Source organism: Rahnella victoriana (genome assembly GCF_004330295.1).
GTDB classification, from domain to species: Bacteria; Pseudomonadota; Gammaproteobacteria; order Enterobacterales; family Enterobacteriaceae; genus Rahnella; species Rahnella victoriana.
The window spans coordinates 28,174-44,999 of the sequence record NZ_SJOJ01000024.1 but is presented as its reverse complement, the minus strand read 5'-3'; the positions used below and the strand labels follow the sequence as shown (position 1 = coordinate 44,999).

General features: G+C 52.8%; 12 protein-coding genes. 8 read left to right on the top strand and 4 right to left on the bottom strand.

All coding sequences use genetic code 11. From position 1 onward, the window contains the following. Positions 1 to 15: 15 nt before the first annotated feature. The 4 genes from EYY67_RS18680 to loiP (EYY67_RS18665) form a co-directional block, all read right to left on the bottom strand. Positions 16 to 750, bottom strand: a complete 735-nt coding sequence (locus EYY67_RS18680) for a fimbrial chaperone (RefSeq protein ID WP_095924816.1) — start codon at positions 748 to 750, stop codon at positions 16 to 18. Between the two features lie 85 nt (positions 751 to 835). Continuing rightward, positions 836 to 1,423: a fimbrial protein gene (locus EYY67_RS18675; RefSeq protein WP_131694106.1), complete on the bottom strand. Its 588-nt coding sequence runs from the start codon at positions 1,421 to 1,423 to the stop codon at positions 836 to 838. Positions 1,424 to 1,956: 533 nt separating this feature from the next. Then, positions 1,957 to 2,715, bottom strand: a complete 759-nt coding sequence (gene loiP, locus EYY67_RS18670; protein WP_095924818.1) for a metalloprotease LoiP — start codon at positions 2,713 to 2,715, stop codon at positions 1,957 to 1,959. Positions 2,716 to 2,910: 195 nt separating this feature from the next. Continuing rightward, a complete protein-coding gene (gene loiP / locus EYY67_RS18665) occupies positions 2,911 to 3,663 on the bottom strand; it encodes a metalloprotease LoiP (protein WP_095924819.1) in 753 nt (250 codons plus the stop codon). Between the two features lie 248 nt (positions 3,664 to 3,911). On the opposite strand from loiP (EYY67_RS18665), the gene tkt reads away from it, so the two are divergent. The 8 genes from tkt to mscS all read left to right on the top strand — a co-directional run bounded on the left by tkt (position 3,912) and on the right by mscS (position 16,672). After that, positions 3,912 to 5,906, top strand: coding sequence for a transketolase (gene tkt, locus EYY67_RS18660; protein ID WP_095924820.1), 1,995 nt, complete (start codon positions 3,912 to 3,914; stop codon positions 5,904 to 5,906). Positions 5,907 to 6,406: 500 nt separating this feature from the next. Next, entirely contained in the window at positions 6,407 to 7,423 is a 1,017-nt protein-coding gene (gene epd, locus EYY67_RS18655) for an erythrose-4-phosphate dehydrogenase (RefSeq protein ID WP_131694105.1), read from the top strand. 72 nt (positions 7,424 to 7,495) lie between these two features. Beyond that, entirely contained in the window at positions 7,496 to 8,659 is a 1,164-nt protein-coding gene (gene pgk / locus EYY67_RS18650) for a phosphoglycerate kinase (RefSeq protein WP_095924823.1), read from the top strand. A gap of 129 nt (positions 8,660 to 8,788) precedes the next feature. Further along, positions 8,789 to 9,868 (top strand): class II fructose-bisphosphate aldolase, encoded by a 1,080-nt coding sequence (fbaA, locus tag EYY67_RS18645; RefSeq protein WP_013576802.1) that lies wholly within the window; start codon positions 8,789 to 8,791, stop codon positions 9,866 to 9,868. Between the two features lie 136 nt (positions 9,869 to 10,004). Beyond that, complete coding sequence (locus EYY67_RS18640; RefSeq protein ID WP_131694104.1) at positions 10,005 to 11,087, top strand: LacI family DNA-binding transcriptional regulator; 1,083 nt, start codon at positions 10,005 to 10,007, stop codon at positions 11,085 to 11,087. Between the two features lie 134 nt (positions 11,088 to 11,221). Beyond that, on the top strand, positions 11,222 to 14,320 hold the full coding sequence (locus tag EYY67_RS18635) for a beta-galactosidase (RefSeq protein ID WP_131694103.1): 3,099 nt from the start codon (positions 11,222 to 11,224) through the stop codon (positions 14,318 to 14,320). A gap of 60 nt (positions 14,321 to 14,380) precedes the next feature. After that, the gene (locus EYY67_RS18630; protein WP_095924826.1) at positions 14,381 to 15,649 is read left to right on the top strand and encodes an MFS transporter; all 1,269 of its coding nucleotides are present in this window, start codon (positions 14,381 to 14,383) and stop codon (positions 15,647 to 15,649) included. 135 nt (positions 15,650 to 15,784) lie between these two features. Continuing rightward, complete coding sequence (gene mscS, locus EYY67_RS18625) at positions 15,785 to 16,672, top strand: small-conductance mechanosensitive channel MscS (protein ID WP_095924827.1); 888 nt, start codon at positions 15,785 to 15,787, stop codon at positions 16,670 to 16,672. Positions 16,673 to 16,826: the final 154 nt, after the last annotated feature.

The following is a 16,826-nucleotide window of genomic DNA, read 5'->3' as shown; positions in this document are numbered from 1 at the left end:
TCGGATGTGTTTTGTTTAAAGCGAAAAGTCGTGATTGATATTTCCGCCGTAATCACTGATGGCGGAATAGGTTATTTTCCCTGCGCTGACCGGCTGGCTTAATCCGTTGACTTTCATCAGCTTCGACGAACCTGGCGCAACCATATTTTTTTCAATGTCATACTTACTGCCATTGGCATTGAGGGTCGCTTCATTCACCGTGACAAAATAAGGAGAGGCATTGTTAACCTCGGTAAATACCTGCTGATCCTTTTTGACGATTTTCCATGTCAGGGCCGTCGCCGCTTCTGAAGGCGATCCTTTCAGTCCTTCCGGACGATAAAAGACTTTGATGCGCGTACGGAAAGCCAGCTGAAGTAAATTCTCATCGGTAGTGCTTTTCGCTTTAGGGGGGATTTCAAGCACATTAAACCAAAAGATACTTTCTTTATCTTGTGGCAGGTTTCCGCCAAGACTGGCAATTTTAATAGTCTGGCCCTGTTTGGCATTCATGCGAGAAATAGGTGGCGTCACCAGAAAAGGAATTTTCATCTCCTGCGGATTAATATCTTCACGACCGTCATCCATCCACGCCTGCACCAGCAACGCTTTCTCGCCACGGTTATCCAGTTTTACCGTGACCTCTTTTGCCTGAGCAGGATAGATAACCCGGGTGCCGGAGATAACAATATCTGCACTGGCATCAGATGCAATAAATCCCAGCATTGCCAGACTGCATGCAATAATTTTTTTAGCAGATATAAAATTCATAGTTCCCTCTGGATAATTTTATAATAAAAGCGCGCCACCTCTCTGCCGGTGGCTCGCTTAATCATTCGCTAAACAGCGATAATGTTTATTCGTAAGCCATGGTGAAGGTGACGTTAGTATTCACTTTACCTGCATGAACCGAGTTGCTTTCAGACCAGTCAGCGCTTGGAACGTAAGCCGCTTTATAGGCAAACACACCACGTCCGTCGGCCAGGGTGACGCTTTGTGGCACATCAGTCGGATCACCGACCAGTACCTGGTTCACGTTGGTTGTCGTGTTGTTGTACAACGCAACACTGACGTTTTGCGCCGAGCCAGCGACCGTGGAATCTGGTTTCAGCGTGCCATTAGACAATTCGGCAAACTGCTGAGAAGAGAAGCTGACGGTCGCTTTGGTCACGGATTCTCCACAGTCGTTCAGCATCAGTTCGAACTCTTTCGCCCCGACACCGCCCGCTGCCAGCGTGGTGGCATCCACCGCGGCTTTGGTGACAACAGGCATAGAAATGGTCACGTTATTGGCGGCAATACCGTTATTGGTGGTGATTTCGCACGTGGTATCAGATACCGCGCCATCAAAGGTAATTAACCCGATATCGGCTGCTTGTGCAGATAGGCTGCCGAACGCCAGACAAAATACGGATAAAGGGAGAAGCGTATTAATCTTTTTCATGAAATGTCCTTTTCATTATTAAAATAACAAAGGTATTAAATAAAGGGATAGTAATTAAATAAGCTTTTAACGGCTTATTGGTGTTGGAGTGTAATTCCCGTTGATATTGAGATCAAATTGGAATTAATGTGATATAAATGTAACTAAATAATTCTTATTGGTTGTTCAGAATAAGTAAACCCAATTTAATGATTAAGTTTTTACTATTGAGTTTTGTTCTTTCGGTCGTTATTAATTATCAGATTAAGAGATCTTGAGGATCAGTTTATTTAATTGAAGTGGAAATCCCGCCAGAAACACCTATCAAAATATATGATGTGTAACGCTTTACGATCTATGAGAATGATAAACAAATTGTGCTATTGGCTGTGAATTAAGACAACGGGTGATGAGTTGTGTGAATAATAAACAAGGCGCAGTAAACGGCCGGGAGGTGGGAACATCGGGGAAAAGAAAGGCACCCGCAGGTGCCTGAATGATTAACGCAGTGATATCACGCGCCGGTGACGGCGTATGCGTGACAAACTCTGGCGTTATTTACCTTGTGCAATGCGTGCCTTGATATGGTCAGCGCGTTCCTGAGAGGGCGGATGCGAGCTGAATAAACTCTTCTCGCTGCTGCCGCTCATTTTTGCCAGCTTCTCAAAACCGGTCACCAGGCCTTGTGTTGGCAGCCCGCGTTTTTTCAGCAAGTCATAGGAATAATCATCCGCATCAGATTCCTGTTTCTGTGAGAATTGTGCGTTGATGAGTTCTTCACCCAGATCTGCCAGTTGGGTACTGGAAAGTTGCCCGGCAATGCCACCGGCTGCGCCCGCTGCATTGTGCGCGGCAGAAGCACTGTAGGCGACCTGCATGGCTTTTTTGCTGTGACCGAGTGCAACGTGCCCCATTTCATGCCCCAGTACGCCTTCGACTTCGTCATCCGTCATCAGATCCATCAGACCGCTGTAAACGCGGATACAGCCGTTGGCCATCGCCCAGGCGTTGACGTCACTGGTGAGATAGACTTTATAGTTAGCCGGTCTGCCGTTGATGTCATTACCGAGATTTTTGGCAATTTTATTCAGACGTTTGGTGTATTTGCTTTTTGATGAGGCGATTTTAGATTCCGCGTCCAGTGCTTTACACGATCCTTCGGTCATATTGATGACGTCCTGATCGGTCAGCGTTGCCGCTTTATAGGCATCTGAACCGGATTTCATTAATGCATCCGTATTGAGTGAGCCGTTCTGACAGCCCGTTAATAATACGGCAACGCTTAACGCGATTGAGGTAATACGAAAATTCATAATCCATCTTCCTTTGACAGTTAAATGATACAGCGCAGGAAGAATAACCAAACAGGACAAGTAAGCGAGGGAAATACAGCGGGACGTAATATTTTCAGATTCTGTGCAGTGGCGCTTTCTGTTTTACGGAACATGCAGAAATAACTTTCTGAATAAAAAAGAGATACACCTGATGATGCATCTCTTCCTTTATCATTATTTCCCGGCAGCAATTCGCTCGCGGATGTGTTTCGCGCGGGCTTCTGAGGAAGGGTGGTCGTCAAACCAGCCGATGCTGCTTCCCTGATCCAGTTTAGCCAGCTTATCAAAACTGGTTGCCAGACCGGTCGGATCGATACCGCGTTTTTTCAGCAGGTCGAAAGAGTAATCGTCCGCTTCTGATTCCTGTTTCTGTGAGAACTGCGCATTAACATATTTTTCGCCCAGATCAGCCAGCTGTGATTGCGACAATGTGGCACTGACACCGCCGAGGGACGAAATCGCAGATCGCGCCGCCGTCGCGCTGTACGCCACCTGCATGGCTTTGCGGGTATGACCGAGTGCGACGTGGCCCATTTCGTGGCCGAGCACGCCTTCCACTTCATTGTCGTTCATCATGTCCATCAGACCGCTGTAAACGCGGATACAGCCGTTCGCCATTGCCCAGGCGTTGACGTCTTTAGTCAGATACACCTTATAGTTGGCCGGCGTGCCGTTGATATTATCGCCCAGCGCTGCCGAGATTTTTTTCAGGCGTTGTGCATATTCACTGCTGTCGGGCGCAATTTGTGCCTTTTTATCCATTTCTTCACAAGACTGCACGCTCAGCGTTTTGACGTCGGCATCGCTCAGCGTATACGCCTGATAAGCCTGCGCGCCGGATTGCATTAAGGTATCGGTATTGACCGTGGCACAGCCGCTGACCAGCGTGGCTGCAAACAGACTTAACATAACTGGATGAAATTTCATCAATTCAGGTTCCCAAAGAGAGTATACAAAACGGAAAATTTGGACCGAAAAAGGCCCTTACTGTAAGGATAGCGTTAAGGTAGGTTTTTCGCAGCGCGCGATCTATAGTGTAAGTCCGAAAAAACGCACTGATTTAAAAGCGGATTTCGTGAACTTAATCACGAGAGTGATTAGAGATTGCCGTTTTAATGCCGAGTCTGAGAAAATGACTTTCTTGACTGCTTTTTTAATCCGACCTGGAGTAGAACATGTCCTCTCGTAAAGAGCTTGCGAACGCTATTCGCGCACTTAGTATGGATGCCGTGCAGAAAGCGAATTCCGGCCACCCTGGTGCCCCTATGGGCATGGCAGACATTGCCGAAGTGCTGTGGCGCGATTACCTGAACCATAACCCGACAAACCCGCACTGGGCTGACCGCGACCGCTTCGTGCTGTCCAATGGTCATGGTTCTATGCTGATTTACAGCCTGCTGCACCTCACTGGCTATGATCTGCCGATGAGCGAACTGGCGAACTTCCGTCAGCTGCACTCCAAAACCCCGGGTCACCCTGAATACGGTTACACCCCTGGCGTTGAAACCACCACCGGTCCGCTGGGGCAGGGCATCGCCAACGCCGTCGGTTTTGCTATCGCAGAACGTACGCTGGCTGCACAGTTCAACAAACCAGGTCATGACATCGTCGATCACCAGACTTATGCATTCCTGGGCGACGGCTGCATGATGGAAGGCATTTCTCACGAAGTGTGTTCTCTGGCCGGTACCATGAAACTCGGCAAACTGACCGCGTTTTATGATGACAACGGGATCTCCATCGACGGCCACGTAGAAGGCTGGTTCACCGATGACACCGCGGCACGTTTCGAAGCGTACGGCTGGCACGTTGTGCGTCACGTTGATGGTCACAATCCTGATGCGATTAAAGCGGCTATCGAAGAAGCGCATAAAGTGACCGATAAGCCCTCCCTGCTGATGTGCAAAACCGTGATCGGTTTCGGTTCACCGAACAAAGCCGGTACTCACGATGTACACGGCGCGGCGCTGGGTGCTGCTGAAGTGGCGGCAACCCGTGAAGCACTGGGCTGGAAATACGCTGCGTTTGAAATCCCGCAAGACATCTATGCGCAGTGGGATGCAAAAGAAGCCGGTCAGGCCAAAGAAGCGGCATGGAACGACAAGTTTGATGCTTACGCTAAAGCGCACCCGGAACTGGCAAAAGAGTTCAAACGTCGTGTGAACGGCGAGCTGCCAGCAAACTGGGAAACCGAAGCACAGAAATTCATCGAACAGCTGCAGGCCAACCCTGCAAACATCGCCAGCCGTAAAGCGTCTCAGAATGCGCTGGAAGCGTTCGGTAAAGTGTTGCCAGAATTCCTCGGCGGCTCTGCTGACCTGGCGCCAAGCAACCTGACCATGTGGTCCGGTTCTAAGTCTATCGGCGACGATCAGGCGGGTAACTACATCCATTATGGTGTGCGCGAATTCGGTATGACCGCTATCACCAACGGTATTGCATTGCACGGCGGTTTCCTGCCGTACTCTGCAACCTTCCTGATGTTCGTGGAATATGCACGTAATGCCGTTCGTATGGCTGCGCTGATGAAAATCCGCAACGTGTTCGTCTACACCCATGACTCCATCGGTCTGGGCGAAGACGGCCCGACGCACCAGCCGGTTGAGCAAATTGCCAGCCTGCGCGTTACGCCAAACATGAGCACCTGGCGTCCTGCGGATCAGGTTGAATCTGCTGTGGCATGGAAATACGCGATTGAGCGTAATGACGGCCCGGTGACCCTGATCTTCTCCCGTCAGAACCTGACCCAGCAACCACGTACCGCTGAGCAATTAGCCAACGTGGCGCGCGGTGGTTATGTGCTGAAAGATTGCGACGGCACACCAGAAGTGATCCTGATCGCGACCGGTTCTGAAGTCGGTATCACGGTAGAGGCGGCGGACAAACTGGCTGCTGCGGGCACCAAAGTCCGTGTGGTTTCCATGCCATCCACCGATGCCTTCGACAAACAGGACGCGGCTTACCGTGAATCTGTCCTGCCGAAAGCGGTTTCTGCCCGTGTTGCAGTGGAAGCCGGTATCGCGGATTACTGGTTCAAATACGTGGGCCTGAATGGCGCTATCGTCGGTATGCACAGCTTCGGCGAATCTGCTCCGGCAGAGCTGCTGTTCAAAGAATTCGGTTTCACTGTAGATAACGTTGTTGCTCAGGCACAGGCGTTACTGAAGTAATTCCGTTTTCTTAAAACTGCTTAAAAGCACCTTCGGGTGCTTTTTTTTCGCCCGGATTTTCCTGCGCGGGTTCTCAGTTTCCTGCGAAATGACGCAGGTCAAACCCCGCTAAGGCGGACTCGGCTACACTGACCGCATTCTGAAAGTGTTTCATTCAGTCAGTTTTTGCGAAAAATCACTGTCTAAAAGGTGATGAAAAAGTAAAATCACTGTGAATACACAGAATTGCCTGGTGTTTTTTTCAGCGATCGGTGCGATTAACGCGTCTGTTTTCTGGGAATTATTCCTTTTAATCATCGTTTGGTTTATTCTCAGCTGAACCGTTTCAGTCGGGCTATTTGAGCTTAACATCGTCACCAGGTTGTTATCGTGCCTGAAACTGAAACTTTTCTGCCGCACGCTTTGTGCGAACAGATGATGATGGTGATTCACCGTAAACGCACGCTGCATTACTATAGGTGTTACTGAAATTGAGTAACAACCGTGTAACAGGGAGATGTATGCCAATACGTATTGCAATTAATGGCTTTGGTCGCATTGGCCGTAGCGTATTGCGCGCGTTATACGAATCCGGGCGTCGGGCGGAAATCTCCGTCATTGCCATCAATGAAATTGCCAGCCCAGAAGGCATGGCCCATCTGCTTAAATACGACTCCAGCCACGGGCGCTTCGCCTGGGATGTCCGCCAGGAAGGTGAAAATCTTTACGTCGGCGACGACTCCATCCGTTTACTTCATCAGCCTGATGCCAGCCAGTTGCCATGGGGCGAACTGAGCATTGACGTGGTGCTCGATTGCACCGGCGTTTATGGCAGCCGTGAAGACGGAGAAGCCCAGCTTGCGGCGGGTGCCAAAAAAATTCTGTTCGCGCATCCGGGCGGTCATGATCTTGACGCCACGGTGGTTTACGGTGTGAACCACGAGTTGCTCGAACGTCAGCACCGCATTGTGTCCAATGCGTCCTGCACCACCAACTGTATTATCCCTGTGATCAAGCTGCTCGACGATGCCTTTGGTATTGAGTCCGGCACGGTAACGACCATCCATTCCTCGATGAATGACCAGCCGGTGATTGATGCGTACCATGCGGATTTACGCCGTACGCGCGCCGCCAGCCAGTCCATTATCCCGGTCGATACCAAACTGGCCGCAGGGATCACGCGCATCATGCCTAAATTCTGCGATCGCTTTGAAGCGATCTCGGTGCGCGTGCCGACAATCAATGTCACAGCCATTGATCTGAGCGTATTTGTCGGGGGTTCTGTGACGGTAGACGAGGTGAACCAGCTGCTGCAAAAGGCCGCAACAGGTGCTTTTCGTGGTATAGTTGACTATACCGAACTACCATTAGTCTCGACAGATTTTAACCACGATCCCCACAGCGCCATCGTAGATGGAACGCAGACGCGGGTAAGTGGACAGCACCTGATTAAGACACTTGTCTGGTGCGATAACGAGTGGGGGTTTGCCAACCGAATGTTGGATACAACATTGGCAATGTCCGCCAGCGGTTTCTAGTACGGCTGTTTCGGCCTTCTGGCCGAAATTGCCTTCAAGCAACTTTAAAGAGAATCAACGAGAGGATTCACCATGTCTGTTATTAAGATGAGCGATCTGGATTTAGCGGGTAAACGCGTACTGATCCGTGCCGATCTGAACGTGCCAGTTAAAGATGGCAAAGTAACGTCAGATGCACGTATCCGCGCTTCTTTACCAACCATCGAAATTGCCCTGAAACAAGGCGCACGCGTGATGGTTACCTCGCATCTGGGTCGTCCGACTGAAGGCGAATATAACGAAGAGTTTTCTCTGCTGCCGGTTGTTAACTACCTGAAAGACAAACTGTCTTCTCCTGTACGTCTGGCTAAAGACTATCTGGATGGCGTTGAAGTTGCCGAAGGCGAGCTGGTTGTTCTGGAAAACGTTCGCTTCAACAAAGGCGAAAAGAAAGACGACGAAGCCCTGTCCAAAAAATATGCTGCCCTGTGTGACATCTATGTGATGGACGCATTCGGTACTGCGCACCGCGCGCAAGCTTCTACTCATGGCGTGGGCAAATTTGCGCCAATCGCCTGTGCGGGTCCGCTGCTGTCAGCAGAACTGGAAGCACTGGGTAAAGCACTGGGTAACCCGGCGCGTCCGATGGTCGCTATCGTGGGTGGTTCTAAAGTTTCTACTAAACTGACCGTTCTGGATTCCCTGTCCAAAATCGCTGACCAGCTGATCGTTGGCGGTGGTATCGCGAACACCTTCGTGGCGGCTCAGGGCAACAACGTCGGTAAATCTCTGTACGAAGCAGACCTGGTCGGTACCGCAAGCAAATTGCTGGAAACCTGCGACATTCCTGTTCCTACCGATGTTCGCGTGGCGACCGAGTTTTCTGAAACGGCCACCGCGACCGTGAAGTCTGTAAAAGACATCAAAGATGACGAACAAATTCTCGACATGGGCGATGAGTCTGCAAACCGTCTGGCTGAGATCATTAAAAACGCTAAAACCATTCTGTGGAATGGTCCTGTAGGCGTGTTCGAGTTCCCTAACTTCCGTAAAGGGACCGAAATTGTGGCGCAGGCCATTGCTGACAGCGAAGCATTCTCTATCGCAGGCGGCGGCGACACTCTGGCAGCTATCGACCTGTTCGGTATCGCTGACAAAATTTCCTATATCTCCACTGGCGGTGGCGCATTCCTGGAATTCGTTGAAGGGAAAGCACTGCCAGCGGTTGTGATGCTGGAAGAGCGTGCTAAGAAGTAATGAACCCTGAACGGGGAGCATAACGCTGTCCGTTCTTCTTTGCCGCGCGGGGGGCTGCACAGTGGAACCCGCGCGACATAGCAAACCGATTCAATCCATCTACGGCCGACGAATACAGGACAAAGAACTATGTCTAAAATTTTTGATTTCGTAAAACCAGGCGTTATCACTGGTGATGATGTACAGAAAGTTTTCGCTATTGCTAAAGAAAACAAATTTGCTCTGCCAGCAGTTAACTGCGTAGGTACTGACTCCATCAACGCCGTTCTCGAAGCTGCTGCGAAAGTCCGTTCACCGGTTATCGTTCAGTTCTCCAACGGTGGCGCTGCGTTCATCGCGGGTAAAGGTCTGAAAACTGACGTGCCACAAGGCGCGGCAATCCTGGGCGCAATCTCTGGCGCGCACCACGTGCATCAGATGGCAGAACATTACGGCGTGCCGGTTATCCTGCACACCGACCACTGCGCGAAAAAACTGCTGCCATGGATCGACGGTCTGCTGGACGCGGGTGAAGCTCACTACGCGAAAACCGGTAAACCACTGTTCTCTTCACACATGATCGACCTGTCTGAAGAATCTCTGGAAGAAAACATCGAAATTTGCAGCAAGTACTTAGCGCGCATGGCAAAAATCGACATGACTCTGGAAATCGAACTGGGTTGCACCGGCGGTGAAGAAGATGGCGTGGACAACAGCCATATGGACGCATCTGCACTGTACACTCAGCCACAAGACGTTGATTACGCATACGAAAAACTGAACGCTATCAGCCCGCGTTTCACTATCGCTGCGTCATTCGGTAACGTACACGGTGTTTACAAACCAGGTAACGTTAAACTGACCCCAACGATCCTGCGTGATTCTCAGGAATACGTGTGCAAGAAACACAACCTGCCACACAACAGCCTGAACTTCGTGTTCCACGGCGGTTCCGGTTCTACTGCAGCAGAAATCAAAGAATCTGTAGGTTACGGTGTTATCAAAATGAACATCGATACCGACACCCAGTGGGCTAACTGGGACGGTATCCTGCAGTTCTACAAGAAAAACGAAGCTTACCTGCAAGGTCAGTTGGGTAACCCGGAAGGCGCGGACAAACCTAACAAGAAATTCTATGACCCGCGCGTATGGCTGCGTTCTGCACAGTCTTCCATGGTGACTCGCCTGGAACTGGCATTCAAAGAACTGAACGCGATCGACGTACTGTAATTCTTACGCTTCCGGTGCTTGACCACCGGAATGTGAGGATAATCGTCAAAGGGGCTTCGGCCCCTTTTTTATTGCCTGCTTTCCGGCCACAATAGCCCGTTATCTGTGTTTCGCCAGAATCCCCGAAGAGAGAGCCATGAAGCCAAAATCTGTCACCCTCGATGATGTCGCGCGCCACGCCGGTGTGTCTTATCAGACTGTTTCGCGCGTCCTGAATCAGGCTGCGCACGTCTCGGTCAGAACGCGCAATAAAGTCGAACAGGCGATGGCGGCGCTGAATTACGTTCCGAACCGTGTCGCCCAGCAACTGGCGGGCAAACAAAGTTACACGCTGGGTCTGGCGACCACCGAACTGGCGCTGCACGCGCCGTCACAAATTGCCTCGGCGATGAAAACCCGCGCGAACCAGTTAGGCTTCAACGTCGTGATTTCGATGATTGATAACCTGAGCCTTGCTGCGTGCCGGACGGCGGTGAATGAACTGATGTCGCAGCGGGTCGATGGCGTGCTGATCAACGTGCCGCTGTCGAATGACGACGCAGACGCGATCGCCCGGCTTTGTGGCAATTTACCGGCGCTGTTTCTGGATGTGGATCCGCAGGCGGATGTGTTCAAGATTTTGTTCGATCCGCATTGCGGGGCAGAGCAGGGCGTGGAACATTTGCTGGCGCTTGGCCATCAGCACATCGCGGTGCTGACCGGCCCGCTGGAATCCATTTCTGCGCGTCTGCGCTATGAAGGCTGGCTGAAGACGCTGGCGACGCACGATATTACGCCCTGTGCGGTTCAGCACGGCGACTGGAGCGCGGCGTCGGGTTATCAGCAGGCCCTGTTGTTGCTCAGTCAGCCGGTACGTCCCACGGCTATTCTGGTGGCGAATGACCAGATGGCGCTGGGTGTCCTGCGTGCCGTCCATGAGTTTGGTTTGCGGGTGCCGGAACAGATCTCGGTGATTGGCTATGACGACACCGAAGACAGCGCCTTTTTCTTCCCGCCGCTGACCACCATCAAACAGGATTTCCGCCTGCTCGGGCACGAGAGCATTAACCGGCTGGTTGAGCATCTGCATACGCATGGCGATCATCAGCAATCCTCGCTGTTACTGCCCACGTCCCTGGTGGAACGCCACACAACCGCCAGACCCGGCGAAGACAATGTGTCACAGGAAGCCTTGTCGCAGGAACTGATCCGCATCGCCCGCCAGCTCAGCGCGCTGTAACCCCCTTTTCAGAACAGACTGACGCGGAATTTGTGATCCGCGTCCCTTTCCCGCATCCCTCCGCTTTACTTACGCCTCACGGTTACGCATGTTTATATGATTGTGAGCGCATAACAATTTAGCGGGGAAACATTATGACGTCATCATCGGAAGATACATTATCATCACTGGCCACTGTTCTGGCCCGCCGTGACTGGGAAAAACCGGCCTCGACGCAGTGCAACAGATTACCTGCGCATCCGCCATTCAGCAGCTGGCGAAATGCTGAGGAAGCCAGAGAGGGTAAGGCTTCAGAGCAAGTTCGCAGCCTGAATGGCGAGTGGGTATTCAGCTATTTCACCCGTCCCGAAGCCGTGCCTGAGCAATGGCTGCAACAGGATCTGGACGGTGCCGATCTTGTGCAAGTGCCCTCTAACTGGCAACTGGCGGGATACGACGCGCCGATTTATACCAACGTTCAGTATCCGATCCCGGTCAATCCGCCGTTTGTGCCGGAAGAAAACCCTACCGGTTGTTACTCGCTCACAGTTTCTGTGGATAATGACTGGCTGACCTGCGGGCAGACGCGCATTGTGTTCAACGGCGTGAATTCTGCTTTCTACTTATGGTGTAACGGTCAGTGGGTCGGCTATTCGCAGGACAGCCGTTTACCGGCCGAATTCGATCTCAGCGGCGTACTGCATGCGGGTGAAAACCGGCTGGCGGTGATGGTGCTGCGCTGGAGCGACGGCAGCTATCTGGAAGATCAGGATATGTGGCGCATGAGCGGGATTTTTCGCGATGTCACCTTGCTGCATAAACCGGCGGAACAAATTACTGACATGCAGGTGCGCACGCATCTGTTCCACGGTTTCACCCAGGCCGAACTGGAAGTGCAGGTCAGCGCCGCCGTGCCGCAGGAAAACGCCGCGGATTATCAGGTGCGCGTCCAGTTGTGGCAGGGCGATAAACCGGTGGCGGAACATCAGCAACCGCTCGGCAGCGACATCATTGATGAACGCGGGGCGGCCTTTGACCGCACCACGCTGCGTCTGCCGGTCAGTCAGCCCGCCTTGTGGAGTGCAGAACAGCCCGCATTATACCGCGCGGTGGTTTCCCTGATTTCGCCGCAGGGGCAGCTTCTTGAAGCCGAAGCCTGCGACGTCGGTTTCCGTCAGGTGGAAATCAGCAACGGGCTGCTGAAAGTGAACGGTCAGCCGGTACTGATCCGCGGCACCAACCGTCACGAGCATCATCCTGAAAACGGTCAGGTGATGGACGAAGCAACGATGCGCCGCGACATCGTGCTGATGAAACAGCACAACTTTAACGCCGTGCGCTGCTCGCATTATCCGAACCATCCGCTGTGGTACAAGCTGTGTGACCAATACGGCCTGTACGTCGTGGATGAAGCCAATATCGAAACCCACGGCATGCAGCCGATGAACCGTCTGTCGGATGATCCGGTATGGTTCAATGCTTTCAGCGAACGCGTTACCCGTATGGTTCAGCGCGACCGCAACCATCCGTGCATCATCATCTGGTCACTGGGCAACGAATCCGGCCACGGCGCGAATCACGATGCGCTTTACCGCTGGATCAAATCTGTCGATCCGACCCGTCCGGTGCAGTACGAAGGCGGCGGCGCCAACAGCGCGGCAACTGACATTATCTGCCCGATGTATTCCCGTGTTGAGCAGGATCAGCCCTTCCCGGCAGTGCCGAAATGGTCAATCAAAAAGTGGATCAGCATGCCGGACGAAACGCGTCCGCTGATCCTCTGCGAATACGCCCATGCGATGGGCAACAGCTTTGGCGGCTTCGATAAATACTGGAAAGCGTTCCGCCAGTTCCCGCGTCTGCAGGGCGGTTTTGTCTGGGACTGGGTCGATCAGAGTCTGCTGCGCACCGGCGAAGACGGCGGGCGTTATATGGCCTACGGCGGTGATTTTGGCGATACGCCAAACGACCGCCAGTTCTGCATGAACGGTCTGGTGTTTGCTGACCGCACGCCGCACCCGTCGTTGTTTGAAGCGCAGCGCGCCCAGCAATTCTTCCAGTTCTCGCTGATCAGCACCGCGCCGCTGACGCTGGAAATCCACAGCGAATATCTGTTCCGTCACAGCGACAACGAACAACTGGTCTGGCGTATCGAACGTGACGGCGAGGTGATTTCGCAGGGCGAAGCCGCGCTGAATATTGCGCCAAACGGCAAGCAAACCCTGAACCTGGGCGATATCCCGCAGGCCGAAGGCGATCTGTGGCTGAACGTCGCCGTGCATCAGCCGCAGGCGACGGCCTGGTCAGAGGCCGGTCACCGCAGTGCCTGGGATCAATGGCAGCTGCCGCAGCCGCTGACGTTGCCGGTTCCCGAAAAAATCTCCGCCGCCGCGCCGGTGCTGGATCAGCAGGGCGATCAGATCACGGTATTGCATGGCGCGCAACGCTGGCAGTTCAGCCATCAGAGCGGATTGCTGGAGCAGTGGTTTGATGGCAAAAACCCGCGTCTGCTTTCTGCGCTGCGTGACCAGTTTGTCCGTGCGCCGGTGGATAACGATATCGGCGTCAGCGAAGTCACCCGTATCGATCCGAATGCCTGGGTTGAACGCTGGAAAGCCGCCGGGATGTATCAGCTGGAATCGCGTTTATTAAACATTTCCGCCGATCAGTTGCAGGACGGCGTGGTGATCATCACCACCCACGCGTACATGGCGGGGGACGAAACGCGCCTGCTGAGCCGCAAGATTTTCCGCATCGATAATCAGGGCGAGCTGCATATCAGCGCCGATGTCCGCGTGGCGTCAAACGTGCCTTCGCCGGGACGTATCGGCCTTACCTGTCAGCTGGCGGAAACGGCAGAGAATGTCAGCTGGCTGGGGCTGGGACCGCATGAAAACTATCCGGATCGTCGTCTGGCTGCGCAACACGGGCGCTGGACGTTGCCACTTGGCGAACTCTACACGCCCTATGTTTTCCCGACCGAAAACGGCCTGCGTGGAGAAACCCGCGAGCTGGATTACGCCGGATGGAAGCTGCGCGGCAATTTCCACTTTGGCCTGAGCCGCTACAGCCTGCAACAGCTGATGGAAACCAGCCATCGCCACCTGTTGCGCGAAGAAGAGGGCACCTGGCTGAACATCGACGGCTTCCATATGGGCGTCGGGGGGGATGATTCGTGGAGTCCGAGCGTCAGCCCTGATTTCCTGCTGACCGCCGGCCAGTATCGTTATTCACTCACCTGGAAACGTGCCTGACATCCCGCGCTGTGGCGTTAACGCGCCGCAGCGCAGTATTCAGACGTAAGGAAACTGCTTATGTATTACCTGAAAAATACTAACTTTTGGATGTTCGGGCTGTTCTTCTTCTTCTACTTTTTCATCATGGGAGCCTACTTCCCGTTCTTCCCGATCTGGCTGCATGACATCAATCAGATCAGCAAAAGTGACACCGGCATTATCTTTGCCAGCATTTCGCTGTTCTCGCTGTTGTTCCAGCCGGTGTTTGGTTTACTGGCCGATAAACTGGGGCTGAAAAAACATCTGTTGTGGATCATTACCGGCATGCTGATCCTGTTCGCGCCGTTCTTTATCTACGTATTTGGCCCGCTGCTTAAAATCAATATTTATCTGGGATCGGTGGTCGGCGGGATTTATCTCGGCCTGATTTACAACGCCGGTGCGCCTGCGATTGAAGCCTATATCGAGAAAGTCAGCCGTCGCAGCAGCTTTGAATTTGGCCGCGCGCGGATGTTCGGGTGTGTCGGCTGGGCGCTGTGTGCGTCGGTGGTTGGCATCATGTTTACCATCGATAATGAATTCGTGTTCTGGCTCGGCTCCGGCTGTGCGGTTATCCTCGCCATCCTGTTGCTGATCGCCAAACCGGAAGTCACCTCCAGTGCCCGCGTGGCTAATGAACTGGGGGCGAACACCAAACCCTTCAATCTGAAACTGGCCGTTGAACTGCTGAAAGATAAAAAACTGTGGTTCCTGGCGCTGTACGTCATCGGCGTTTCCTGTACCTACGACGTGTTCGACCAGCAGTTTGCTAACTTCTTTACCTCGTTCTTCACATCTTCTTCAGAAGGCACGCGCGTCTTTGGCTATGTGACCACCATGGGCGAACTGCTGAACGCCTGCATCATGTTCTTCGCGCCGCTGATCGTTAACCGCATTGGCGGCAAGAATGCGCTGTTGCTGGCCGGGACGATCATGTCAGTGCGCATCATCGGCTCCTCTTTCGCGTCATCGCCGCTGGAAGTGGTGGTACTGAAAACCCTGCATATGTTTGAAGTGCCGTTCCTGATTGTCGGTTGTTTCAAATACATCACCTCCGTCTTTGAGGTGCGTTTCTCGGCAACAATTTATCTGGTGACGTTCTGCTTCTTCAAACAGGTGGCGATCATCTTTATGTCGGTGTTTGCGGGCAACATGTATGACCGTATCGGCTTCCACGGCACCTATCTGATCCTCGGCTTGGTCGCGCTGACCTTCACGGTGATTTCTGCCTTTACGCTGACCGGACGCGGACCGCTTCAGGCATTCAAAACCCCTGAGCCGCTGAATAAGAGTGCTGTAAATTCTTAATTTATCTGAAGTCCTGACCGTCAGATTGGCACTTCATCGCATTGTTAGTTAACCTTAAAGCACACTTGCTGCCCGCATCGTCGGGCAGCTTTGGTTTCTTGCAGCCCGTCAGGGTGTAATTTTGAGGTACTTTAAATGGATGATTTGAACGTTGTGGGCAGCATTAACAATGCTGGCAACTGGTTGGTAAGAAACCAGGCGTTACTGCTTCATTACGCTGTGAATATTGTGGCCGCTATTTTCATTCTGATTGTGGGGATGATCATCGCCCGCATCGTTTCCGGCGCGGTCAGCCGGGTGTTAAAAGTTCGCGGTATCGATGTCACGGTTTCCGACTTCCTTTCCGCCATGGTGCGTTATGCGATTATCGCGTTCACGCTGATTGCGGTGCTGGGACGGATAGGCGTGCAAACCACCTCGGTGATCGCGGTGATCGGTGCCGCCGGTCTGGCCGTCGGTCTGGCATTGCAAGGCTCGCTGTCTAACTTTGCAGCAGGCGTTTTGCTGGTGATCTTCCGTCCGTTCCGTGCCGGTGAGTATGTCGATCTCGGCGGTGTGGCGGGGACTGTCACTCAGGTGCAGATTTTCTCCACCACCCTGCGTACGCCGGACAACAAAATCATTGTGGTGCCGAACGGCAAAATCATCGCCGGTAACATCATCAACAACTCCCGCGAACCGACCAGCCGTATCGACCTGACCATCGGCGTGGGTTATGACTCGGATATCGATCTGGTGAAGAAGATCCTGACCGACATCATCACTGCCGATCAGCGCGTATTGAAAGATAAAGACGTGGTGGTTCGCCTGAACGAAATGGCGGCCTCAACCCTGAATTTCATCGTTTACGCCTGGACCAACAACGGTGATGCGCAGAACGTGAAATGGGATCTGCTGGAATCGTTCAAACGCGCGCTGGATAAAAACAACATCAATATTGCTTATCCGCAAATGGATGTTCATCTCTATCAGGTCGCCAATGCGGCAGGCAACCAGCAGGAAGAACGTCGCTCGTTCGAATAACACATTCCTGCCAGATTCCGATTTTCTCAGGCGCCTGCGGGCGCCTTTTTCATACCCGAAACACCCGCCCGCCGATGATAAGCCAGCCTAATGACCGATTAGAAATATCCATTTCCTCTTATGCCAGCAAAGCCCTTACACTGCGCGCAATCTC